Source organism: Pseudomonas sp. FA117, assembly GCF_057370475.1.
The window spans coordinates 3317492-3338186 of the sequence record NZ_CM170675.1 but is presented as its reverse complement, the minus strand read 5'-3'; the positions used below and the strand labels follow the sequence as shown (position 1 = coordinate 3338186).

Below are 20695 nucleotides of genomic sequence, written 5' to 3'. Positions count from 1 at the left end.
CATCGGTAAAACGGCGAGTATGACCAGCCTCAGAGCGACCAGGCAACCGCCAGGCCCTCATGGATCGCCTCTTCGGCGGTGCGCGGCGCCAGGCAGTCGCCGATGCGCCGTACCTCGACCCGCCCGGCCAGTTCCCCGGCCAGGGTATCGACGGGCTGATGGCCCAGGCACAGCACCAGGGTATCGATCTGCTCGAAGATCATCGGTTCGCCACTGGCGGTGTGCTGCAGGTAGACGGTGTTGTCGTCGCAGCCATAGAGGCGGGCATAGGGCGTGACGGCAATGCCCAGCCGGTGCAGCTCGCCGGCCATCTGGTCGCGCACGTACAGCGGCAGGCTTTCGCCGCAATGGGTGCCGTTGACCGCAAGTTGCACCTGGTGGCCTTCGCGCGCCAGGCGCTCGGCGATGCCCGGGCCGATCCAGTCGCAGCGCCAGTCGATCACCAGCACCGAGCGTCCCAGGGGTTGTTCGTTGCGCAGCACCTGCCAGGCGTCCACCACCTGCAATTCACCGCTGCGCTCGAATGCGGGCCAGTAAGGGGTAGCGCCGGTGGCGGCGATGACCACATCCGGCTTTTCACGCTCGACCAGCGCAAGGTCGACGCGTGTGTTGCGCACTACTCGTACCCCTGCCAGTTCCAGCTCGCGTTGCAGGTTGGTGCTGGCGCCGCCGAATTCGCTGCGCCGTGGCAGGAGCTGCGCCAGCAGCACCTGGCCGCCGAGCTGCGCGCCGGCTTCGTAGAGGGTCACCTGGTGGCCACGGGCCGCCGCAACGACGGCGGCCTTCATGCCCGCCGGGCCGCCGCCGGCGACCAGGACACGCCTGGGCCTGGCCGCTGGGGTGACGCTGCCGTACTGCAGTTCGCGCCCGGTTTCCGGGTGCTGGATGCAGGAGATCGGCAGGCCACGGTGGAAGTGGCCGATGCAGGCCTGGTTGCAGGCGATGCAGGCGCGCACGTCGTCGACGCGACCCTGTTCGGTCTTGGTCGGCATCTGCGGGTCGCAGATCAGCGCGCGGGTCATGCCGCACACATCGGCCTGGCCACGGGCGATGATCAGCTCGGCTTCCTGCGGCTGGTTGATGCGCCCGGTGACGAACAGCGGGATGTCCAGACGTGCCTTGAAATGCCCCGCCTCGCGGGCGAGGTAGGCCGGTTCGATAGCCATGGGCGGTACGATATGCACCGCACCGCCCAGGGTTGCCGAGGTCCCGGCGACGATATGCAGGTAGTCGACCTGAGCCTGCACGGCAACGGCGGATGCCAGCGATTCATCCTCGGTCAGGCCTTCGCTGTCGCGCTCGTCGGCGCTGATGCGCAGGCCGACGATGAACTGCTCGTCGGTGGCCGCGCGCACGGCTGCGAGCACTTCGCGCAGAAAGCGCAGGCGCGCCTGGAGATCGCCGTTGTAGCCATCGGTGCGGCGATTGACCCGTGGATTGAGGAACTGTGCGGGCAGGTAGCCGTGGCTGGCCACCACTTCGACCCCGTCCAGCCCGGCCTGGTGCAAGCGCCGGGCGGCGCTGGCGTAGCCCTGGACGATCTCGTCGATCATCGACTGCTCCAGGGCGCGCGGCATGACCCGGAAGCGCTCGTTGGGCACCGCCGACGCGCTGTAGGCCACCGCCAGCAGGCCATCGGCCGACTCCATGATCTCCCGGCCTGGATGGAACAGCTGCGACAGCACCACGGTGCCGTGGGCATGGCAGGCCTGGGCGATGCGCCGATAGCCGTCGATGCAGGCATCGTCGGTGGCCATCAGCACATGCGAGGTATAGCGCGCGCTGTCATGTACCCCGGCGACCTGCAGCACGATCAACCCGGCGCCGCCCTCGGCACGGGCGCGCTGGTAGGCCACCAACTTGTCGTTGACCAGGTTGTCGGTGGGCAGGCAGGTGTCGTGGCCGCTGGACATGATGCGGTTCTTCAGGCGTTTGCCACGGATCTGCAGCGGTTCGAACAGGTGGGCGAAGGCGGTCAACATGCGTGCGGGCTCCAGCGTGCGTTCTTGTTTTTTTCATGGAAGTGTACCTTAAGTAAAAAATCAACTTGTTTTTTTACTTTGACGGCACTAGCTTCAGTTCACTCCCACGCTTGGGATAAGCTCGACACCACAAGAACAACCTGGATGACACCATGGACCCCATCGAACGCTCGCTGCGCCAGGAACTGGCCGCCTGTTACCGGTTGATCGCGCATTTCCGGATGACCGACCTGATCTTCACCCATATCTCGGTACGCCTGCCCGGGCCGGAGCATCACTTCCTGATCAACCCCTATGGTTTGCTGTTCGAGGAAATCACCGCATCCAACCTGGTGAAGATCGACCTGCAGGGGCGTGCCGTGGAGGCGTCGCCGCACCCGGTCAACCCGGCCGGGTTCGTCATCCACAGCGCCATCCATGGTGCGCGCGATGACGCCCAGTGCGTGCTGCACACCCATACCCGGGCCGGCTGTGCGGTGGCGGCGCTGGAGAGCGGGTTGCTGCCGGTCAACCAGATTTCCATGCAGTTCTACGGGCAGGTGGCCTATCACGACTACGAAGGCGTTGCCCTGGACATGGACGAGCAGCAGCGCCTGGTCGCCGACCTTGGCGACAAACCGGTGATGATCCTGCGCAACCATGGCTTGCTGACGGTCGGCAGCACCGTGGCCGAAGCATTCCTGCGCATGTTCTACCTGGAGAAGGCCTGCGAGATTCAACTGGCGGCGCACAGCGCAGGGAAGGTGGTGCTGCCGTCACCCGAGGTGTGCGCGCACACCGAGCAACAGTTCAATGCCCCGGCCCGGCCGCTCAAGCCGGGAGAGCTGGCGGACCCGGACGCCATGGGACTGGCCTGGTCCGCGCTGTTGCGCCTGCTGGAGAAGGTCGCGCCGGACTACCGCGACTGACCCGGCGCGTCCATGTGCGCGCGCCAGCAGGCGAGGGTTTCGCTCAATGTGCCTGGGGTTCGATCAGCTGCGCAGGTGCCTGCGCGGCCTTGCCCCGTGCGACCAGGTAGTACAGCACGCTCGGTACTACCAGCCCGATCAGCCACGACACATCGACCCCGCCCAGGTGCGCGACCATCGGCCCGGTGTAGAGCTTGGTGTCGATGAACGGCATCTGGATCAGCACGCCGAAGCTGTAGACGATGATCCCCGGCCAGTTCCAGCGCCCATAGCGTCCGTTCGGATCGGCCAGGGCAGGGATGTCGTAGCGCTCGCGGGTGATGAAGTAGTAATCCACCAGGTTGACCGCGCTCCAGGGCACGAAGAAGGTCAGCAGGAACAGGATGAACGACTTGAACGCAGTCAGGAACGAGTGCTGCCCGAGCAGGGCCACCAGCGTTGCCGCACCGACGATGGCGAGCACGAACAGCAGCCGCTGCAGGCGGCTGATCTGCAGGCTGCCGCGAAAGCCGCTGATGATCGTGGCAATGCACATGAAACTGCCGTAGCTGTTCAGGGTGGAGATGGTCACCTTGCCGAAGGCGATGGCGAAGTACAGCAGCGCCGCCGTGGTGCCAGCACCGCCCAGGCCGACGATGTAGGCCACTTCACGCCCCGAGAATTGCCCGCCGGCAATCGCTGCGGCGAACACGCCGAGGATCATCGAGGCCTGGGCGCCGATCACCGAGCCCAGGCCGGCGGCGAGGAAGGTCTTGAGCGGCGAGGTGCTGCTGGGCAGGTAGCGCGAGTAGTCGGCGACGTAGGGCCCGAAAGCGATCTGCCACGAAGCTGCCAGGGATACCGCGAGCAGGAACGAGGCCCAGCTGAAGTGACGGTTGTCGAGCAACTGGCCGATGTCGGCAAGCATCAGGATGCGGCTGAACAGATAGACGAAGGCAATGATCCCCAGCACGCTGGCGACTCGGCCGATCCAGTGGATCACCCGGTAGCCGGCCAGGGTGGCGAGCACGATCACCCCGGCGAAGATGAGGATGCCGGCGCTGTCGCTGACGCTCAGCAACTGGCCGATGGCCTGGCCCGAGAGCACCGTGCCGGTGGCGGTGAAGCCCAGGTACATCAGGCACACCAGCACCATGGGAATGGCCGCGCCGTAGACGCCGAACTGCACGCGGCTGGAGATCATCTGCGGCAGCCCCAGGCGCGGGCCCTGGGCGGCATGCAGGGCCATGACCGCCCCGCCGATCAGTTGGCCCAGCAACAGGCCGATCAGCGACCAGAACACATCGCCGCCGAGTACCACGGCCAGGGCGCCGGTGACGATGGCGGTGATCTGCAGGTTGGCTCCCAGCCACAGGGTGAACTGGCTGTACACGCGTCCATGGCGTTCAGCTTCGGGAATGTAGTCGATCGAGCGCCGCTCGATCACGGGCTTGCTGGACATGTGCGGCTCCGCTTGTTTGTTGTTGTAGGGCGGGGAGCGCATCCGGATGGATGACTCGGCTCTTATATCAGCATGTATATACAAGATGGTCAATGTCACGCCGTACACCCCATCGGGTGCAATCTTGCCCGCGAAAAGATCCCCGCTGCGCCACATGATCCCCCACGGAACAGCGGACTGTTGCGCAACCCTGGCCGGCAACTGTGCTGGTTGCGGTTGGCGGAATAGCCTTATGCTGTAACGAAATATGTCTAGAAAAGCCTGAGAAAAGGAACACCGCAATGCCAGTCAAGGACCTGCTGATCGCCCTGGTGGTAATCGTCGCCTGGGGCGTCAACTTCGTGGTCATCAAGGTCGGTCTCGACGGCCTGCCACCCATGCTGCTCGGTGCCTTGCGCTTCATGCTGGTGGCGTTTCCGGCGATTCTCTTCATCAAGCGTCCGCAGCTGCCCTGGCGCTGGCTGATCGCCTATGGCGCGACCATCTCCCTGGGCCAGTTCGCCTTCCTGTTCCAGGCCATGTACAGCGGCATGCCGCCGGGGCTGGCGTCGCTGGTGCTGCAGTCGCAGGCCTTCTTCACGCTGGGCTTCGCCGCGCTGTTTCTCGGCGAACGCCTGCGCGCGGCCAGCGTGCTGGGGTTGCTGGTCGCGGCAGGTGGACTGGCGGTGATCGGCAGCGAAGACAGCAGCCATGTGCCGCTGGTGGCTCTGTTGCTGACCCTGTGTGCCGGGGCCATGTGGGGCATGGGCAACATCATCACCCGGCGCTTCGGCTCGGTGGACCTGGTGGCGCTGGTGATCTGGGGCGGGCTGATTCCGCCACTGCCGTTCCTGGCGTTGTCGTGGTGGCTGGAGGGGCCGGAGCGTATCGGCCATGCGCTGACCCACATTGGCATGAGTTCGGTGCTGGCACTGCTCTACCTGGCACTGGTCGCCACCATGCTCGGCTACAGCCTGTGGAGCACGCTGCTGTCGCGACACCCTGCGGGCAAGGTGGCGCCGTTCTCGCTGCTGGTGCCGGTGATCGGCCTGAGCTCCTCGGCCTGGCTGCTCGGTGAACGCCTCAGTACCACCCAGGGCTGGGGCGCGCTGCTGGTGATGCTGGGCCTGCTGATCAATGTATTCGGACCTCGCCTGAGCCAGCGCCTGCGTGCCGCCAGCGCTCAGTAACCTGTGCAGGGCGCGGCTCTGGTAGCATCCAGGGTTTTCCACGGCCACGGAGCAGCGCCCATGATCATTTCCACCACCAGTCAGCTCGAAGGTCGTCCGATTGCCGAGTACCTTGGCGTCGTCAGCGCCGAATCGGTGCAGGGGGTGAACTTCGTGCGCGATTTCTTCGCCCGCTGGCGCGACTTCTTCGGCGGTCGCTCGCAGACTCTGGAGAGCGCCCTGCGCCTGGCCCGCGAGCAGGCGACCGAGGAGTTGCTCGAGCGCGCACGACGCTTGCAGGCCGATGCGGTGGTGGGGGTGGATTTCGAGATCAGCATGCCCTCGGTGCAGGGCGGGATGGTCGTGGTATTCGCCACCGGTACGGCTGTGCGCCTCAAATAGAGGCCAGATGCCATTGGTCGGGCGAGGGCGCTTCGTCCGACCGGTCTGCATATGACCGGCTAGTCTCAATTCAACGCGCTGCGTTTCTCTGGGCAAGCAGGCTGCTTGCCGACGCGGTCGCCTTTGGAGGGAGACAGGGCATGAGCGAGTCCTACATCGAAGACCTGAACGACACCTTTCCGATCAACAGCCAGGTGCGTTGCGGTCAGGCCGCGTTTCGCCTGGGTTTTGCCAACATGACCCTGGACGAGTCCGAGCAACTGCAGCCGGCTCATCTGCAGCGCAGCAAGAAGGGGCGCTTCACGCCGCGGGTTCCTCCGAAGAAGTGATCTTTACGCCGAACGGCAGCTGTTTCATCCGATTGCTTGATCCGGCTCAGGGTATCGGCGGGTAGCGCTCGCCGTACCGCTGCGGCTGTGGTTTTCTGGCGCGGCATTTCGGAAAAGGAGGATGGATTTCCATGCGAGTCAGGGAAGAGACCTATTGGCAATGGGCCGATGCCCAATTGCATTGCCGCTGTCACGATGAAGAACTGAGCGATGGCACCTGCATCGATGTGCAGGTGCGTCTTTCGCGACTCGGCGCCACGCAACTGTTCCTCAGTGCCTATGCACGGGACGGCAAGGCCTTGTTCGAGGAGTACCATCCTTCGCTACCGGGTGAAACCATGACGCGCGCCCTGGTCTGGGGCGTCAATCGCGCCCGGGCCCTGGCCACCGGTGCGTGGGTGCCGCCCTGTGACGAGCCCCTGCGTCTGCAGGCATGAAAAAGCCCGGCCTCGCGGGCCGGGCTCAGGTCACGGTGGGGCGCTCAATCGCGTGAGTCGATCACCTTGACGGCCTGCCGCTCGCGGGCTGCAGGCCATTCCTCTTGCAGGGTCATCAGCACGCGCCCGACGAACTGGGTGTCGGCGGCGGCCTTCTTGCCGACATAGCCCTGGCCACGGCGGTAGACCTTGAAGCGGGCGCACATGCTGTCGGGCATATGCTGGTCGGATTCGTCTTCGACGGTGTTGGCCGGCAGGCGGTCGAGGCGGACCTCGCCGGTCTGGCTGACCCACAGCAGGTGGTCGTCCTGGCTGTCCTTGCGCGCAGCGAACAGCTGAGCCAGTTGGTCGATCGTAGGATTGTTGTTCAAGTTCATCATAAAGCCCCCATTACCCATTCGTTGGTGATTTTCACAGTTGGCGCCACAACGGTGTAGCGCTCTACCAAGGCTGCTACAGCAGCATCGCAACAGGGGCTTTCTCACGCTGCCTTTTGGACAGTTTCCCTCTCCACGAACGGCCTGCGTTACCGCGCAGGCCGTCTGGAACACCCTTGCCACCGCTCCCGATCAGGGAGACGGCCTCATCATGCACAAGGCCGGGGAAGGGCGTCAATGGTTTTGTAGTGAAAATTTTCAGGCACTACATCTTGTCGGACAATCCTGCTTTCACAGGGGAAAATGCGGCTGTCAGGGCACTGCGGCAGAGAGGATCGCGTGGGCCGCACGGACCCGTTCGTCATTGGGATAATTGCGGTTGGCGAGCAGCGCGATGGCCATGCCCTTGCTCGGTACGAACACGACATAGGCACCAAAACCGGTGGTGGCGCCGGTCTTGTTGTACCAGTAACCCGGGCCTGCCGGCTGGCTGGGCTTCAGGCGTTCAGTGACTTGTGCTTCGCGGATCATCGCAACGCCATTGCCCTTGAGCAGGGTGTCGAGCGAGGCGGGGTAGCGGTAGCGCTCCCAGCCCAGGCCCTGGGTCATGTCGCCGACCTGGAAATAGCCGGCCTGGGTGATGGCGATCGCCTTGGCGATATCTGCTGGCGCACCGTGCGGGTCGAGCTGGGCACGCAGGTAGGCGAGCATGTCGGTGGCGTTGGTCTTGATGCCGTAGGCTTCGTCGGCGAAGGCGCCCGGATTCACCCGCACGGGCTTGTCATTGGCGTCGTAGCCCTGGGCGTAGTGCCTGCGCTCGTCCGCCGGAACCTGCAGGTAGGTGTGCCCCAGCTTCAGGGCCGGCAGCAGGTCCTGGCTCATCAGCTCGGCGAATGGGCGCTTCTGCGCCTGCGCCGCAAGGTTGCCGAACAGCCCCAGGCTCGGATTGGAATAGCAGCGGCGGGTGCCGCGCTCGGTCTTCTGTTGCCACTGCTGCAGGAACACCAGCGCCTGGGCGTCGTCGGTCACCTGGTCGGGGAACTGCAAGGGCAGGCAGTCGGCACTGTAGGCGCCCAGTTCCAGCACGCTCGCCGAGCCCAGGTCTGACTTTGCCAAGGCCGGCTGGTAACGACTGGCCGGTGCATCGAGGTCAAGCTTGCCCCTTGCGCTGGCCAGGGCGACGAGGGTCGCGGTGTAGGTCTTGCTGATCGAGCCGACCTCGAACAGGGTGTCGCGGGTCACCGGCTGCTGGCCGGCCTTGTCGGCCAGGCCGTAGCTGAAATAGTGCTCCTTGCCGTTGGCGTAGACGGCCACGGCCATGCCGGGAATGCGTTGGGCCTGCATCAGCGGCTGGATGATGGCGTCGACCTGGTGCTGCAGGTCGTCGGCCACTGCCGGGGTGGCGGCCAGCGCCAGGGCCATCGCGAGCAGGTGGGGGCGTAGGCTGTGCATCGAAGGTTTCCTTGCCTGTAAGCGGGCCAATGTCCGTTTGGCGACATTGGCGGGGGTTCCGGCGTTAGCGCCGAGAGAGCGCAGACCTTATCGTCGTGCCTTGCACCATGACAAGACGGAATTACCATGAAGTACCTGCGCATGCTCTTCGACAAATTCACCCTGACCCTGCTTTCGGTGGTCCTGCTCGCCACCTTGCTGCCCTGCTCGGGGGACGGTGCGGTCGCCTTCGGCTGGCTGACCAACCTGGCGATCGGCCTGCTGTTCTTCCTGCACGGCGCCAAGCTGTCGCGCGAGGCTATCATTGCCGGCGCCGGCCACTGGCGCCTGCACATCCTGGTGTTCTCCTGCACCTTCGTGCTGTTCCCGCTGCTCGGCATGGCGCTCAAGCCGCTGTTCGTGCCGCTGGTGGGTAACGAGCTGTACCTGGGCCTGCTGTACCTGTGCGCCTTGCCGGCCACGGTGCAGTCGGCGATCGCCTTCACCTCGCTGGCGCGTGGCAACGTGCCGGCGGCCATCTGCAGCGCGGCGGCCTCGAGCCTGCTGGGCATCTTCCTCACGCCGCTGCTGGTGATGCTGCTGCTTGGTGCCGACGGCGACACCGGCTCGGGGCTCGATGCGGTACTGAAGATCACCCTGCAGTTGCTGGTGCCGTTCGTGGCCGGGCAGATCGCCCGTCGCTGGATCGGTGCCTGGGTCAAGAAGAATGCGCGCTGGCTGAAGATCGTCGACCAGGGCTCGATCCTGCTGGTGGTCTACACCGCTTTCAGCGAGGCCGTGGTGACCGGGCTGTGGAACACCGTTTCGCCGCAGCACCTGCTGGGGCTGTTCGTCGCCTGTGGCGTGCTGCTGGCCGTCGTGTTGCTGCTTACACGCCTGTTGGGCCGCGTACTGGGCTTCAGTGTCGAGGACCGTATCACCATCCTGTTCGCCGGCTCGAAGAAGAGCCTGGCCACCGGGGTACCGATGGCCCAGGTACTGTTCGTGGGCAGCGGGATCGGGGCGATGATCCTGCCGCTGATGCTGTTCCACCAGATCCAACTGATGGTGTGCGCGGTGCTTGCGCAGCGCTACGCAGCGCGCGAAGAGGTAGCAGAGGAAGCTTCGGCGGCCTCCTGAGGCGAGGCGAGCCTACACCAGCGCTCGCTCTATGCCACCCGCCACCAGGCTCTCCATCAACCCCACGCCCTGCGCTTCGGGCACTCCGCGAGCCTGGAGCACGCCCGGCAGCTGGTTCAGCAGGCTGCCGAGCACGTGCCCGGCAGCGGCCCGCACCTCGCCACCCTGACGTGTGCCGGGCGCAACCAGGGCCAGCAAGCCGTCCTCGTACTCCTGGCGCAAGGTGCCGAGGTACGCCTGCTGGGTTTCGCTCAGGCAGCAGAAGTCGCGCTCAGCCAGGCGAAACTGCAAGGGTCTTTCGGCATGCAGCTGCCAGTGCGCGGCGATCAGCCCCGGCAGCGCCGGTTTGCCACGGGCGAGGGCGCGTCGGCCCTGCTCCAGGGTTGCCAGCAGTTCCTCGTACAGCTCCTCGATCAGGTCGAACAGCAGGTCCTGCTTGCTCGGGAAGTGGTGATACAGCGAGCCCGCCGTCAGCCCGACATGCGCGGCCAGTTCACGCATGCTGACCTGGCCGAAGCCTTTCTCGGCGAACAGGGCCATGGCCCTGTCACGGCGTTCCTCGAAATTGGCACAGCGCAGGGCGGCGGTGACCGGCATGACGCATCCTCAGTAGGTGAAGAAGCCGCGGCCGCTCTTGCGTCCCAGGTAGCCGGCGGCGACCATTTCCTTGAGCAGCGGCGCAGGGCGGTACTTGCTGTCGTTGAAGCCCTCGTGGAAGGCCTCCATGATCGCCAGCAGGGTATCCAGGCCGATCAGGTCGGCCAGGGCCAGCGGGCCGATCGGCTGGTTGCAGCCCAGGCGCATGCCGGTGTCGATGTCCTCGGCGCTGGCCAGGCCCTCCTGGCGCACGAAGATCGCTTCGTTGATCATCGGCACCAGGATGCGATTGACCACGAAGCCGGGCCGGTTACCGGCGCTGATCGGCGTCTTGCCCAGTTTCTCGGTGACCAGCAGGGCCTGGGCGTAGGTCGCGTCGCTGGTCTGCAGGCCGCGGATGATCTCGACCAGTGCCATCATCGGCACCGGATTGAAGAAGTGCACGCCGATGAAGCGTTCGGGCTGCTCGATGCTGGCGGCCAGTTGGGTGACCGACAGCGACGAGGTGTTGGTGGCGATCAGGCAGTCGGCACTGACGCTGGCCGCGACCTGCTGCAGGATGCGCTGCTTGAGGGCGAGGTTCTCGGTGGCCGCTTCGATGACCAGTTGCGCCGTCGACAGCTGCGCGTAGTCGGTGCTGGTACGGATACGGGTTTTTGCCGCCAGCGCCCTGTCGGCATCGAGGGTGCCCTTGGTGACCTGGCGTTCGAGGTTCTTGCCGAGCGTGGCAAGCCCGCGTTCGAGTGCCGCCGCGCTGACGTCGATGAGCAGCACCTCGAAGCCTGCCACTGCACACACCTGGGCGATGCCGTTGCCCATGGTGCCGGCGCCGATCACGGCGATTTGCTGGATAGTCATGGCTGTAGCTCCCGTCACACGTGCTCGAAGACCACGGCGATACCCTGGCCGCCGCCGATGCACATGGTGGCCAGGGCGTAGCGTCCCTGGATGCGCTGCAGCTCGTGGATAGCCTTGGTGGCGATGATCGCGCCGGTGGCACCAACCGGGTGGCCGAGCGAGATGCCCGAGCCGTTGGGGTTGACCTTGTCCGGATCGAAGCCCAGTTCGCGGGCCACGGCACAGGCCTGGGCGGCGAAGGCTTCGTTGGACTCGATCACGTCCAGGTCGGCCACCGACAGACCGGCCTTTTGCAGAACCTTGCGCGTGGCCGGGATCGGCCCCAGGCCCATCAGCTCGGGTTCGACGCCGGCGTGGGCATAGGCCACCAACCGGGCCAGCGGCTTGAGGCCGAGGCGGCGTACGGCATCACCGCTGGCCAGTACCAGGCCGGCGGCGCCGTCGTTGATGCCACTGGCATTGCCGGCGGTGACGCTGCCGTCCTTCTTGAAGGCGGTGCGCATGGCGGCCAACTGCTCGGCGCTGACATCGCCGCGCACGTGTTCGTCGATGGCGAATTGCACAGTGCCTTTGCGCGTCTTGAGTTCGATCGGCACGATCTGGCTGTCGAAGCGGCCCTCGGCGATGGCTCGCGCGGCGCGGCGCTGGCTGGTCAGGGCCAGTTCGTCCTGCATCTCACGGGTGATGTGGTGCTTGCTGGCGACGTTCTCGGCGGTGATGCCCATGTGGAAGCCTTCGAACGGGTCCTGGAGGATGCCGACCATGTAGTCGATGCCCTGCAGGTCACCCATGCGCGCACCCCAGCGCGCCTGCGGCAGCAGGTAGGGGCCACGGCTCATGGACTCGGCGCCGGCGGCCAGGGCGATGTCGGTGTCACCCAGCAGCAGGCTCTGCGCGGCCGAGACGATGGCCTGCAGGCCCGAGCCACACAGGCGGTTGACGTTGAACGCCGGGGTTTCCTTGGGGATGCCGGCATTCATCGCCGCGACCCGGCCCAGGTAGGCATCGCGTGGCTCGGTCGGGATCACGTTGCCCATCACCACGTGGCCGATCTGCTCGGCAGCCACGCCCGAGCGCTCGATGGCGGCGCGGGTCACGGCGGTGGCGAGATCGGCCAGTGGCAGGTCCTTGAGCGAACCACCAAAACCACCGATGGCCGAACGCACTGCACTGACGACGTAGATTTCTGCGCTGCTCATATATAGCTCCGATTGCGAAGGCGTGGCGGCACGATGCCGGGCTCTGCGACAATGGCCACCGTTGCGGATGGGGTCCGAGTCTAGGCAAAGGCCGGGTGCGGGCCTATGCCGGAACTGTTCAGTCAACCTGGCATTTTTTGCCACTCAGCATAGACAGCGGATATCGGTCATGCGCGAAAGTGATTCGGTCGCGGTGTACTTTCTCAATGCCATGCTCCATGCCCTGCGCGATCGTCCGCAGGCGCGCGACGCGCAGTTGCGCGCGGTGGGCATCGATCCGGCGGTGCTGCTGCAGCCCCAGGCGCGGGTGCCGGCCAAGGCGTTCGCGCGCCTGTGGCTGGCCTTGATCCATGACGTGGACGACGAGTTCTTTCGCCTCGACAGCCACGGCATGCCGCTGGGCAGCTTTGCCCTCATCTGCCGGGGCCTGATCCAGGAACCGACCCTTGAGAAAGCGCTGCGCCAGTGCCTTGGCAACTTCGCCCTGTTCCTGCGCGACCTGCGCGGCAGCCTGTCGCTGCGTGGCGCGCGGGCGGTGATCAGCGTGCATTCGACGATCGATGATCCGCTGACCCGGGTCTATGCCGAAGAAACCTTCCTGGTGCTGGTGGTCGGCCTGCTGTGCTGGCTCGCCGGGCGCCGTATCAGCATCGACCGCACCGAGCTTGCCCTGGCGCGCCCGGCACAGGACGACGATCCGCTGCTGTGGGGGCCCGACCTGCGCCTGGGCAGCGGGCGCACCGAGGTGGAGTTCGACAGCGCCTGGCTGCGCCTGCCGGTGGTGCAGGACCTGGCAGCGCTGAAGACCTTCCTGCGCAGTGCGCCACAGGGGCTGGTGATCCGCTTTCGCAACCAGGGCGACCTGGTGGCCGAGGTCTACCGTCATTTGCGCAGCCGCAGGTACGGGCAGTGGCCGACGCTCACCGCCATGGCCGAACGCCAGGGGTTGAGCGCCAGCACCTTCCGCCGGCAACTGGAGCGCGAGGGGCGCTCTTACCAGCAGATCAAGGACGAAGTGCGCCGGGCCATGGCCTTCGAGCGCCTGCGCGCGGGGCAACTGAGCATTGCCGAGATCGCCGAACAGACCGGCTTTCAGGAACCCAGTGCATTCCACCGGGCGTTCAAGAAGTGGACCGGACAGAGCCCGGGGAGCTACCGGCTGAAGTTGGGCGTCAATGCATAGCGCGCCGCGCAGGGGCCGGTCATCGCTCAGGCCGGAACCATGGCAAAGCCGACTCCGAAGCGGTTCCAGGCATTGATGGTGGCAATCGCCAACGTCAGGTTGGCGACTTCGGCAGGTTCGAAATGCTCCAGCAACGCTTCGTATTCGGCCTGCGGCGCACCACGCTCGGGCAGGCGCGTCAGGCTTTCCAGCCAGGCCATGGCGGCACGCTCGCGCGGTGTGAAGAAGCGGGTTTCCTGCCACACGCTCAAGGTCTGCAGGCGTGCCTCGGTTTCGCCGGCCTTGCGTGCGTCGTTGGCGTGCAGGTTCACGCAGTAGGCGCAGCCGTTGATCTGCGAGGCGCGCAGGCGGACCAGTTCGAGCAGCGAATGCTCCAGGCCGCACTTGGCCAGTGTCTGTTCGAGGCCGACCATGGCTTTGTAGGCCTCCGGTGCGTGCTTGGCCCATTCGATTCGATCATGCATGGTGATTCTCCGGTCAATTCGGTTCAGGGGTGCTGCGTGGCGCCAGAGTAGCGCCGTGGCAGGCGTCGCCCGATAGCCAATCGACGGATTTGCCGGGAGGCCAATAGCGCCATTAGGGGCGCCACTGACCTTCATCCAATCTCTTCATTTCAGACCCGGACCGACACTCGGGATAATGGCGACCTGTTGTTCGAGGAGTAGCAAGACATGTCCAACGAAACCTACATGCGTGAAGCGCTGGCCCTGGCCCGCGCCAATATCGAAGCTGGCGGGCGACCCTTCGGGGCGGTGCTGGTGTACCAGGGGCGGATCGTCGCCCGTGCGGCCAACGAGATCCACAGCACCCAGGACCCGACCGCCCACGCCGAACTGCTGGCGATCCGCAAGGCTGCGCATGCCTTGGGCCAGGCCCGCCTTGAGGGGGCTGAAATCTACGCCAGCGGCCACCCCTGCCCGATGTGCCTGGCGGCCATGCACCTGTGCGGCATCGAGCGTGCGTGGTTCGCCTACGACAACGACGAGGGTGCGCCGTACGGGTTGTCCACCGCGGCGGTCTATGCCCAGATGGCTCGCCCGCCGCAGCAGCAGAGCCTGCCTTTGCTGGCGCTCAAGCCCGACGGCGAGGCAGGGCTCTACCAGCAGTGGCAGCAGGCGAACCAGGCATGAGAGGTGCGCTGAACCTGTTGCTGGTGATTCTGCTGGCGCTGAACCTGCGACCGATCCTGACCAGCATCGGCCCGTTGCTCGAACCGATGCGCGACAGCACCGGGCTCGGTTACCAGCAAGCGGCCTTGCTCACCGCGCTTCCAGTGCTGTGCATGGGGCTTGTGCCGCTGTTGCAGCCTTGGTTGCGACGTTGGATCAGTGAACACGGCGGCATGCTGGCCGGGCTGTCGGCCATCGCCCTGGCCTGCCTGTGGCGCCTGCAACTGGACAGCGCCTGGGCGCTGATTGCCAGCGCCGTAGTCGCGGGGCTGGGCGTGGCGGTGGTGCAGGGCATGATGCCCGGGCTGGTCAACCGCTGGTTCCCGACCCGCCTGGCGGCCTCGATGGGGCTGTACTCGGCGGCCTTGATGAGCGGTGGCGGCCTGGCGGCAGTGCTCGGGCCTGGTGTGGGCGAACTGACCGGCCGTTGGCAGGCCGGGCTGGGGATCTGGGCACTGCCGGCGTTGCTGGCGCTGTGCGGATGGATCTGCCTGCGTCCGCGCCAGGACCGCCCGCAACTGGCCGGCGCCAGCGACGGCCACTGGTTCGGCAATCGCCGCGCCTGGCTGCTGGCGCTGTACTTCGGCCTGATCAACGGTGGCTACACGAGCATGGTCGCCTGGTTGCCGGCCTATCACCTGGAGCACGGCGGTACGGCCCAGGGCGGTGGTGAACTGGTCGGGCTGATGACGATCTTCCAGGTCAGCGGGGCGCTGGGGCTGCCCTTGCTGCTGCGCCGCCTGCACGACCGGCGCCCCGGATTGTGGCTGGCGCTGGCGATCCAGCTCGGAGGATTCCTCGGGCTGTTGCTGGCGCCGACCCAGGCCATGGGCCTGTGGGTGGCGATGATCGGCCTGGGGCTGGGCGCCTGCTTCAGCCTGAGCCTCACGCTGACCCTCGAGCATTTGAAAACCCCTGGCCAGGCCGGGAGCCTGGCGGCCTTCGTGCAAGGTGTCGGCTTCATCGTCACCGGCACCGTGCCCTACGTGACCGGTTGGCTACGCGAGTTCACCGGCGATTTCCAGGCCTCCTGGACCCTGCTCACGGTGACCGTGGTGGCGATGCTGCTGGTCACCGCACGCTTCGCACCGGGCGGCTACAGCGCGGCGATGGTGCGTCGCGAGCGGGCGCTGCAGGCGGCGCCACTCAACTGAGCTGTTGCAGGGCATCGCGCACCCGGTCCAGTGCCGGGTCGATGTCCAGCAGCTCGATGGCGCCGAAGCCCATCAGCAACCCGGGGCGCACCGGCACGTCGTGGAAAAACGGGGCCAGCGAGTAGACGCCGACCTCGACCCGGCGGGTCAGGCGGCTCAGCAGCTCCACATCGACCCCGGGGGCGGCCAGGGCGCTGAGGTGAAAGCCGGCGCTGGCGGGTACCGCACTCAACCAGGGTGACAGGTCGCCGTCCAGGCGTGCCAGGATCCGCTCGCGCCGCGCCGCATAGATGTCGTGGCAGCGGCGGATATGGCGGTTCAGATGGCCTTCGGTGATGAAGCGCGCCAGGGCCCATTGCTGCACGGTCGGGCTGTGCCAGTCGCTCAGGTGCTTGGCCACGCAGGTGGCGCGCAGCACGCCTGCGGGCAGCACGGCGTAACCCAGGCGCAGCTCTGACAGCAGGGTCTTGGAGAAGGTCCCGACATAGGCCACCAGCCCGTGTCGGTCCAGGCGCTGCAAGGCGTCGCTGGCCGGGCCCTGGTAGCGGAATTCGCAGTCGTAGTCGTCTTCGATGATCAGCGCCCCCAGTTCGGCAGCACGGGCCAGCAGGGCGTGCCGGCGTGCTTCGCTCATCGGCATGCCCAGTGGGAACTGGTGCGACGGTGTCACGTAGATCAGCCGGGTGCCGTCGGCGATCTGCTCGACACACAGCCCTTCAGCATCCACCGGCACCGACTGCAGTCGCGCACCCATGGCCAGGAACAGCTGGCGTGCCGGCGGGTAGCCGGGGTCTTCCATCGCCACTGCAGTGCCGGGTTCGACCAGCACCCGGGCAATCAGGTCGAGCGCTTGCTGCGCGCCGTTGCACACCAGCACATCGGCACCGCTGCAATGCACGCCACGGGCAAAGGCGATGTGATGGGCGATGGCTTCGCGCAGCTCGGGCAGGCCCTGGGCCGGGAACTGCCGTTCGTTGTGGCGCTGGCTGCGGCGCAGCGCGTAGTGCAGGCAGGTGCGCCACTGGTCGAAGGGGAACTGGTTCTTGGCCGAGACGCCGCCGACGAAGTCGTAGCGCGACGGCGCCTCCAGCGTCGAACGACCAAGCACTGTGGCGCGCCGGTGCCAGCGCTCGAGGCTGTCGGCGGCGGCCAGGGTGATCGGCTCGACTTCGCTGGCCTGCAGTGCCCGGCGTGGACTGACGAAGGTGCCACGGCCGACCACGCCGCTGAGCAGGTTGTCGTAGGTCAGCCGCGAATAGGCCTCGGCCACGGTCTTGCGCGACACCCCGAGCTGTTCGGCGAGCAGGCGCGTGGGCGGCAATTGGGTGCCGGCGGCCAGGTGGCCGCTGTCGATGGCACCGCGCAGTTGCTGGTAGAGCTGCTCGGCGAGGCCCTTGCGGCCCTCCAGGCGAATGTGTAGTTCCATGGCGCAATCCGGATGACGATGGCCTAGCTTCCGGTTTCAGCCGGTGACTCGCAAGTTTTGCACGACCATGCTGGTCGATCCGGGGCGGCGTGCGGCACAATCGGCCGTTATACAGGGGATCTTTCGATGAACAAGCATTTCCACAGCGTGGACCTGAAAAAGGCCTATCGATTGCTCAACCATGGCCCGACCGTACTGGTTTCGGCGAGCCACGATGGGGTCGACAACGTGATGGCCGCCGCCTGGGCCTGTGCGCTGGATTTCGATCCGCCCAAGGTCACCGTGGTCATCGACAAGCACACCCGTACCCGTCAACTGGTCGAGGGCAGTGGCTGGCTGGCGTTGCAGGTGCCCACCGCCGCCCAGGCGCAGCTCACTCACCAGCTCGGCAGCCGCAGCCTGCTCGACCAGCCGGACAAGCTGCAGGCGACGGGGGTCGGGCTGACGCGTGTCGAGGGCTATGCACCGCCACTGGTGCAGGGGTGTTCGGCCTGGCTGATGTGCCGGGTGATCGACGAGCCGCACAACCAGCAGACCTACGATCTGTTCATTGCCGAAGTGGTCGCCGCCTGGGCGGACGACCGGGTGTTCAGCGAGGGACACTGGACCTTCGAGCGCGCCGATGCCAACCTGCGTAGCCTGCACTATGTGGCGGGCGGGCATTTCTACGCGATCGGCGAGGCGCTGGTGGTCGGCTCGAAAGACTGAGTGCGGCGGCGCCTGCTGCGCAAGCGCTGATCAGCCTTTGCGGTAGCGTGGCGCCAGTTGCTGGTTCGACAGGTGACCGTTCAACGCCTGACGGCTGGCTTCGAACGCCTCGAAACGCTCGAACGCGTGCAGCGACGGGATCGAGATCAGCCGCCGGGCATCGAAGTCCTCCAGCGCTGCGGCGACCAGGTCCTGCGCGGTCATCACGATCGCCGGGTCCAGGTTCTCCACCGGCAGGCCGCCGATGCTCCAGAAATCGGTGGCCGTGGCGCCGGGCAAGACTGCCTGGACCTGTACCCCCTTGTCCGCGAGTTCCTTGTGCAGGCTTTGGCTGAACGCCGTGACGAAGGCCTTGCTGCCTCCGTAGACGCCGTTGAGCAGCTCCGGCAGCAGGCTGACTATCGAGGAAATATTGATCAGCGCACCGCCGCCACGCTCGACGAAGCCGGGGACCACGGCGTAGGTCAGGCGGGTGAGGGCGGTGACGTTCAGGGCGATCATGTGCGTCATCCGCTCGACATCGCTTTCCAGCAATGGCGTGTGGGTCCCGATGCCGGCGTTGTTGACCAGCAGGCCGATGCTGGCGTCTTCACGCAGGCGGGCTTCGATGCGCGCCAGGTCCTGGCTGTCGGCCAGGTCTGCCGGCAGGACTTCGACGCTGCGGCCAGTCTGGCTGCTCAGGCGCGAGGCCAGCTGGTTGAGGCGTTCACGGTTGCGGGCGACGAGGATCAGGTCGTGGCCGCGTCGGGCCAGTTGCTCGGCGTAGAGCGCGCCGATGCCGGAGGAGGCGCCAGTGATGACGGCAGTGCGAAGTGGGCTCATGGTTGCTGCTCCGTAGGTTGGGGTGCAGCGATCATGCGCGGCTTTGTCTGTGGCGCAAATGACGCATATAGTACGCTTTCAGGACATTGCATCGAGGTGGAGCATGCATCGGGTCGGCTATCTGTTGTGTGAAGGTTTCCAGGTCATGGCGCTGGCGTCGCAGTCGGTGTTCGAGGTCGCCAACATGGTGACCGGCACGCGTCTATATACCTTGGGCAACTACAGCGTTGCGGGGGGCACGCTGGTGTCTTCGCTGGGCATGCAGATCCAGACCCAGGCGCTGGATGCCCCGGGCCATGCCGATACCTGGCTGGTGGCCGGCCCCCTGTCGCCGATCGCCTCACCGCCCGATGCCGCCAGCGTGCGGTGTGTGCGACGGCTGGGTGAGCAGGCGCGACGCACGGCTGGGATCTGCACCGGAGCCTTCACCCTGGCGGCGGCAGGCCTGCTCGACGGGCGTCGGGCGACCACGCACTGGGCCTATGCCCGGGAACTGCGGCAGATGCACCCGAAGATTCAGGTCGAGGACGACCGCATCTTCATTGCCGACGGCAACCTGTGGACGTCGGCGGGCATGACCGCCTGCATCGACATGGCCCTGGGCATGCTCGAGCAGGACCAGGGCCTGGAGGTGGCCCGTGCGGTCGCGCACCAGTTGGTGATGCACCAGCGTCGCTCGGGCGGGCAATCGCAGCATTCGCAACTGCTCGAACTGGCGCCGCGTTCCGACCGTATGCAGGGCGTGCTCGACTACGCCCGCCAACACTTGCAACGACCGCTCGGTGTCGAAGAACTGGCTGGGGTCGCGCACCTGAGCCCGCGCCAGTTCAGTCGGGTGTTCAGTGCCGAAACCGGGCAGTCGCCGGCGCGTGCCGTCGAGAGCCTGCGCCTGGAGGCCGCGCGGTTGATGATCGAGCAGAGCCGTCACAGCCTCGAGGTGGTGGCGCGCGAGACCGGGTTTCGCGACCGTCGGCACCTGCGCGAGGCCTTCATGCGTGGGTTCGGCATTCCACCCCAGACAATACGCCGTGATGCACGGCGCGTGGAACGCGAAGGGGTGTCGGCGTGAAGAAACTGGTACGCATGGACGATCTGCAGGTGTTCGTCACCACGGTCGAGGCCGGCGGGCTTTCGGCGGCGGCGCGACAACTGGACATTTCTCCGGCGCTGGCCAGCGCGGCGCTGCAGCGTCTGGAGCGCAGCCTGGGCATTCGCCTGCTGGTGCGCTCGACCCGCCGGTTGCGCCTGTCGGACGACGGCGAGCGCTATCTGCCCCATGCGCGCCAGGCCCTGGAGGCGCTGGTCGATGGCGAGATGGCGCTGGAACAGGCGCGTGACGAACTGGCCGGGCCGCTGCGCCTGTCGATGCCGTCTGACCTGGGGCGCAACCTGTTGTTGCCCTGGCTGGCCGATTTCCAGGCTGAGCACCCACGGCTGGAACTGCGCCTGCGGGTCAGCGACCAGGTCGCCGACCTGTTCGGCGAGCAACTGGATGCGAGCATCCGCTACGGCCAGCTGGGCGATTCCAGCCTGGTGGCCTTGCCGCTGGTTGCGGACAACCGCCGCACGCTGTGCGCAGCACCGTCCTACATCGCCCGCCACGGCGCGCCGCAGACGCCACAGGCATTGGCCGGGCACAACTGCCTGCGTTACGTGATGGGCGATCAGACCCACGACCGCTGGAGTTTCCAGGGCGCCGATGACACGACCACGGTGCTGGTCGGCGGCGACCGTTGCAGCGACGACGCCGATATCGTGAGGCGCTGGGCGGTGGCCGGCATCGGCGTGGTCTACAAGTCGCGCCTGGACGTGATCGAGGATATCCGCGCCGGCAGGTTGGTGGAGCTGTTGCCAGACCTCGCCGGGCAGGCGGCGCCGCTGCAACTGGTGTGCGCCCACCGCCACTCGCTGAGCCCGGCGGTGCGGCGCCTGCATGGGTATCTCGTGCAGCGGCTGCAGGAGCACCTGGCCTGAGCCGACGCCG

22 protein-coding genes are annotated in these 20695 nt (G+C 66.4%); 12 read left to right on the top strand and 10 right to left on the bottom strand.

Annotated elements, in window-relative coordinates:
• Positions 1 to 29 precede the first annotated feature (29 nt).
• Complete coding sequence (locus AC1TXO_RS15410; protein WP_486402552.1) at positions 30 to 1982, bottom strand: oxidoreductase; 1953 nt, start codon at positions 1980 to 1982, stop codon at positions 30 to 32.
• A 152-nt stretch (positions 1983 to 2134) separates the two neighbouring features.
• Between AC1TXO_RS15410 and AC1TXO_RS15405 the strand changes: the two genes are divergently transcribed.
• Entirely contained in the window at positions 2135 to 2890 is a 756-nt protein-coding gene (locus tag AC1TXO_RS15405) for a class II aldolase/adducin family protein (RefSeq protein ID WP_486402551.1), read from the top strand.
• A 43-nt stretch (positions 2891 to 2933) separates the two neighbouring features.
• On the opposite strand, the gene AC1TXO_RS15400 is transcribed toward AC1TXO_RS15405, so the two are convergent.
• The gene (locus AC1TXO_RS15400) at positions 2934 to 4331 is read right to left on the bottom strand and encodes a purine-cytosine permease family protein (protein ID WP_486402550.1); all 1398 of its coding nucleotides are present in this window, start codon (positions 4329 to 4331) and stop codon (positions 2934 to 2936) included.
• A gap of 281 nt (positions 4332 to 4612) precedes the next feature.
• Between AC1TXO_RS15400 and AC1TXO_RS15395 the strand changes: the two genes are divergently transcribed.
• The 4 genes from AC1TXO_RS15395 (at position 4613) to AC1TXO_RS15380 (ending at position 6647) form a co-directional block, all read left to right on the top strand.
• Positions 4613 to 5500 (top strand): EamA family transporter, encoded by an 888-nt coding sequence (locus tag AC1TXO_RS15395; protein WP_486402549.1) that lies wholly within the window; start codon positions 4613 to 4615, stop codon positions 5498 to 5500.
• A gap of 60 nt (positions 5501 to 5560) precedes the next feature.
• On the top strand, positions 5561 to 5881 hold the full coding sequence (locus AC1TXO_RS15390; RefSeq protein ID WP_486402548.1) for a YbjQ family protein: 321 nt from the start codon (positions 5561 to 5563) through the stop codon (positions 5879 to 5881).
• A gap of 140 nt (positions 5882 to 6021) precedes the next feature.
• Positions 6022 to 6210, top strand: a complete 189-nt coding sequence (locus tag AC1TXO_RS15385) for a hypothetical protein (RefSeq protein ID WP_486402547.1) — start codon at positions 6022 to 6024, stop codon at positions 6208 to 6210.
• 131 nt (positions 6211 to 6341) lie between these two features.
• Positions 6342 to 6647 (top strand): hypothetical protein, encoded by a 306-nt coding sequence (locus AC1TXO_RS15380; protein WP_486402546.1) that lies wholly within the window; start codon positions 6342 to 6344, stop codon positions 6645 to 6647.
• Positions 6648 to 6691: 44 nt separating this feature from the next.
• On the opposite strand, the gene AC1TXO_RS15375 is transcribed toward AC1TXO_RS15380, so the two are convergent.
• Both AC1TXO_RS15375 and ampC read right to left on the bottom strand, forming a co-directional pair.
• Entirely contained in the window at positions 6692 to 7027 is a 336-nt protein-coding gene (locus AC1TXO_RS15375; RefSeq protein ID WP_486402545.1) for a hypothetical protein, read from the bottom strand.
• 309 nt (positions 7028 to 7336) lie between these two features.
• Positions 7337 to 8476 (bottom strand): class C beta-lactamase, encoded by a 1140-nt coding sequence (gene ampC / locus AC1TXO_RS15370; protein ID WP_486402544.1) that lies wholly within the window; start codon positions 8474 to 8476, stop codon positions 7337 to 7339.
• 126 nt (positions 8477 to 8602) lie between these two features.
• Between ampC and AC1TXO_RS15365 the strand changes: the two genes are divergently transcribed.
• Positions 8603 to 9595, top strand: a complete 993-nt coding sequence (locus tag AC1TXO_RS15365; protein ID WP_486402543.1) for a bile acid:sodium symporter family protein — start codon at positions 8603 to 8605, stop codon at positions 9593 to 9595.
• A gap of 12 nt (positions 9596 to 9607) precedes the next feature.
• Here the strand turns inward: AC1TXO_RS15365 and AC1TXO_RS15360 are convergent, their stop codons facing one another.
• The 3 genes from AC1TXO_RS15360 to AC1TXO_RS15350 are packed head-to-tail and all read right to left on the bottom strand — an operon-like array spanning position 9608 to position 12249.
• Complete coding sequence (locus tag AC1TXO_RS15360) at positions 9608 to 10192, bottom strand: TetR/AcrR family transcriptional regulator (RefSeq protein WP_486402542.1); 585 nt, start codon at positions 10190 to 10192, stop codon at positions 9608 to 9610.
• 9 nt (positions 10193 to 10201) lie between these two features.
• Positions 10202 to 11050: a 3-hydroxybutyryl-CoA dehydrogenase gene (locus AC1TXO_RS15355; RefSeq protein ID WP_486402541.1), complete on the bottom strand. Its 849-nt coding sequence runs from the start codon at positions 11048 to 11050 to the stop codon at positions 10202 to 10204.
• Positions 11051 to 11064: 14 nt separating this feature from the next.
• Positions 11065 to 12249, bottom strand: a complete 1185-nt coding sequence (locus tag AC1TXO_RS15350) for an acetyl-CoA C-acyltransferase family protein (RefSeq protein ID WP_486402540.1) — start codon at positions 12247 to 12249, stop codon at positions 11065 to 11067.
• Between the two features lie 169 nt (positions 12250 to 12418).
• Here AC1TXO_RS15350 and AC1TXO_RS15345 point away from each other — a divergent pair, with 169 nt between their 5' ends.
• Entirely contained in the window at positions 12419 to 13432 is a 1014-nt protein-coding gene (locus AC1TXO_RS15345) for an AraC family transcriptional regulator (RefSeq protein ID WP_486402539.1), read from the top strand.
• A gap of 26 nt (positions 13433 to 13458) precedes the next feature.
• Here AC1TXO_RS15345 and AC1TXO_RS15340 read toward each other — a convergent pair whose 3' ends face one another.
• Positions 13459 to 13896: a carboxymuconolactone decarboxylase family protein gene (locus tag AC1TXO_RS15340; RefSeq protein WP_486402538.1), complete on the bottom strand. Its 438-nt coding sequence runs from the start codon at positions 13894 to 13896 to the stop codon at positions 13459 to 13461.
• A 207-nt stretch (positions 13897 to 14103) separates the two neighbouring features.
• Between AC1TXO_RS15340 and AC1TXO_RS15335 the strand changes: the two genes are divergently transcribed.
• Both AC1TXO_RS15335 and AC1TXO_RS15330 read left to right on the top strand, forming a co-directional pair.
• On the top strand, positions 14104 to 14562 hold the full coding sequence (locus AC1TXO_RS15335; protein ID WP_486402537.1) for a nucleoside deaminase: 459 nt from the start codon (positions 14104 to 14106) through the stop codon (positions 14560 to 14562).
• On the top strand, positions 14559 to 15755 hold the full coding sequence (locus AC1TXO_RS15330) for a cyanate transporter (protein WP_486402536.1): 1197 nt from the start codon (positions 14559 to 14561) through the stop codon (positions 15753 to 15755). The genes AC1TXO_RS15335 and AC1TXO_RS15330 overlap by 4 nt, the downstream gene beginning before the upstream one ends.
• Here AC1TXO_RS15330 and pdxR read toward each other — a convergent pair.
• Entirely contained in the window at positions 15748 to 17181 is a 1434-nt protein-coding gene (gene pdxR, locus AC1TXO_RS15325; RefSeq protein ID WP_486402535.1) for a MocR-like pyridoxine biosynthesis transcription factor PdxR, read from the bottom strand. The two genes, AC1TXO_RS15330 and pdxR, sit on opposite strands and share 8 nt — an antisense overlap.
• Positions 17182 to 17307: 126 nt before the next feature.
• Here pdxR and AC1TXO_RS15320 point away from each other — a divergent pair, with 126 nt between their 5' ends.
• Positions 17308 to 17889 carry a flavin reductase family protein gene (locus AC1TXO_RS15320; protein ID WP_486402534.1) on the top strand — a complete coding sequence of 194 codons (582 nt, stop codon included), beginning with the start codon at positions 17308 to 17310 and terminating at the stop codon, positions 17887 to 17889.
• Positions 17890 to 17919: 30 nt separating this feature from the next.
• On the opposite strand, the gene AC1TXO_RS15315 is transcribed toward AC1TXO_RS15320, so the two are convergent.
• On the bottom strand, positions 17920 to 18711 hold the full coding sequence (locus tag AC1TXO_RS15315) for an SDR family NAD(P)-dependent oxidoreductase (RefSeq protein WP_486402533.1): 792 nt from the start codon (positions 18709 to 18711) through the stop codon (positions 17920 to 17922).
• A gap of 103 nt (positions 18712 to 18814) precedes the next feature.
• On the opposite strand from AC1TXO_RS15315, the gene AC1TXO_RS15310 reads away from it, so the two are divergent.
• Together AC1TXO_RS15310 and AC1TXO_RS15305 are read left to right on the top strand one after the other, a co-directional pair.
• A complete protein-coding gene (locus AC1TXO_RS15310) occupies positions 18815 to 19780 on the top strand; it encodes a GlxA family transcriptional regulator (protein WP_486402532.1) in 966 nt (321 codons plus the stop codon).
• A 5-nt stretch (positions 19781 to 19785) separates the two neighbouring features.
• A complete protein-coding gene (locus AC1TXO_RS15305) occupies positions 19786 to 20685 on the top strand; it encodes a LysR family transcriptional regulator (protein ID WP_486406848.1) in 900 nt (299 codons plus the stop codon).
• Positions 20686 to 20695: the final 10 nt, after the last annotated feature.

Bases quoted from the DNA above. Each gene is read 5' to 3' on its own strand.
- AC1TXO_RS15375 (WP_486402545.1), bottom strand. From the start codon at position 7,027: ATGATGAACTTGAACAACAATCCTACGATCGACCAACTGGCTCAGCTG.
- AC1TXO_RS15385 (WP_486402547.1), top strand. From the start codon at position 6,022: ATGAGCGAGTCCTACATCGAAGACCTGAACGACACCTTTCCGATCAAC.
- pdxR (WP_486402535.1), bottom strand. From the start codon at position 17,181: ATGGAACTACACATTCGCCTGGAGGGCCGCAAGGGCCTCGCCGAGCAG.
- AC1TXO_RS15410 (WP_486402552.1), bottom strand. From the start codon at position 1,982: ATGTTGACCGCCTTCGCCCACCTGTTCGAACCGCTGCAGATCCGTGGC.
- AC1TXO_RS15345 (WP_486402539.1), top strand. From the start codon at position 12,419: ATGCGCGAAAGTGATTCGGTCGCGGTGTACTTTCTCAATGCCATGCTC.
- AC1TXO_RS15310 (WP_486402532.1), top strand. From the start codon at position 18,815: ATGCATCGGGTCGGCTATCTGTTGTGTGAAGGTTTCCAGGTCATGGCG.
- AC1TXO_RS15360 (WP_486402542.1), bottom strand. From the start codon at position 10,192: ATGCCGGTCACCGCCGCCCTGCGCTGTGCCAATTTCGAGGAACGCCGT.
- AC1TXO_RS15340 (WP_486402538.1), bottom strand. From the start codon at position 13,896: ATGCATGATCGAATCGAATGGGCCAAGCACGCACCGGAGGCCTACAAA.
- AC1TXO_RS15320 (WP_486402534.1), top strand. From the start codon at position 17,308: ATGAACAAGCATTTCCACAGCGTGGACCTGAAAAAGGCCTATCGATTG.
- AC1TXO_RS15330 (WP_486402536.1), top strand. From the start codon at position 14,559: ATGAGAGGTGCGCTGAACCTGTTGCTGGTGATTCTGCTGGCGCTGAAC.
- AC1TXO_RS15405 (WP_486402551.1), top strand. From the start codon at position 2,135: ATGGACCCCATCGAACGCTCGCTGCGCCAGGAACTGGCCGCCTGTTAC.
- AC1TXO_RS15400 (WP_486402550.1), bottom strand. From the start codon at position 4,331: ATGTCCAGCAAGCCCGTGATCGAGCGGCGCTCGATCGACTACATTCCC.
- AC1TXO_RS15355 (WP_486402541.1), bottom strand. From the start codon at position 11,050: ATGACTATCCAGCAAATCGCCGTGATCGGCGCCGGCACCATGGGCAAC.
- AC1TXO_RS15350 (WP_486402540.1), bottom strand. From the start codon at position 12,249: ATGAGCAGCGCAGAAATCTACGTCGTCAGTGCAGTGCGTTCGGCCATC.
- AC1TXO_RS15395 (WP_486402549.1), top strand. From the start codon at position 4,613: ATGCCAGTCAAGGACCTGCTGATCGCCCTGGTGGTAATCGTCGCCTGG.
- AC1TXO_RS15365 (WP_486402543.1), top strand. From the start codon at position 8,603: ATGAAGTACCTGCGCATGCTCTTCGACAAATTCACCCTGACCCTGCTT.
- ampC (WP_486402544.1), bottom strand. From the start codon at position 8,476: ATGCACAGCCTACGCCCCCACCTGCTCGCGATGGCCCTGGCGCTGGCC.
- AC1TXO_RS15380 (WP_486402546.1), top strand. From the start codon at position 6,342: ATGCGAGTCAGGGAAGAGACCTATTGGCAATGGGCCGATGCCCAATTG.
- AC1TXO_RS15390 (WP_486402548.1), top strand. From the start codon at position 5,561: ATGATCATTTCCACCACCAGTCAGCTCGAAGGTCGTCCGATTGCCGAG.
- AC1TXO_RS15315 (WP_486402533.1), bottom strand. From the start codon at position 18,711: ATGAGCCCACTTCGCACTGCCGTCATCACTGGCGCCTCCTCCGGCATC.
- AC1TXO_RS15335 (WP_486402537.1), top strand. From the start codon at position 14,104: ATGTCCAACGAAACCTACATGCGTGAAGCGCTGGCCCTGGCCCGCGCC.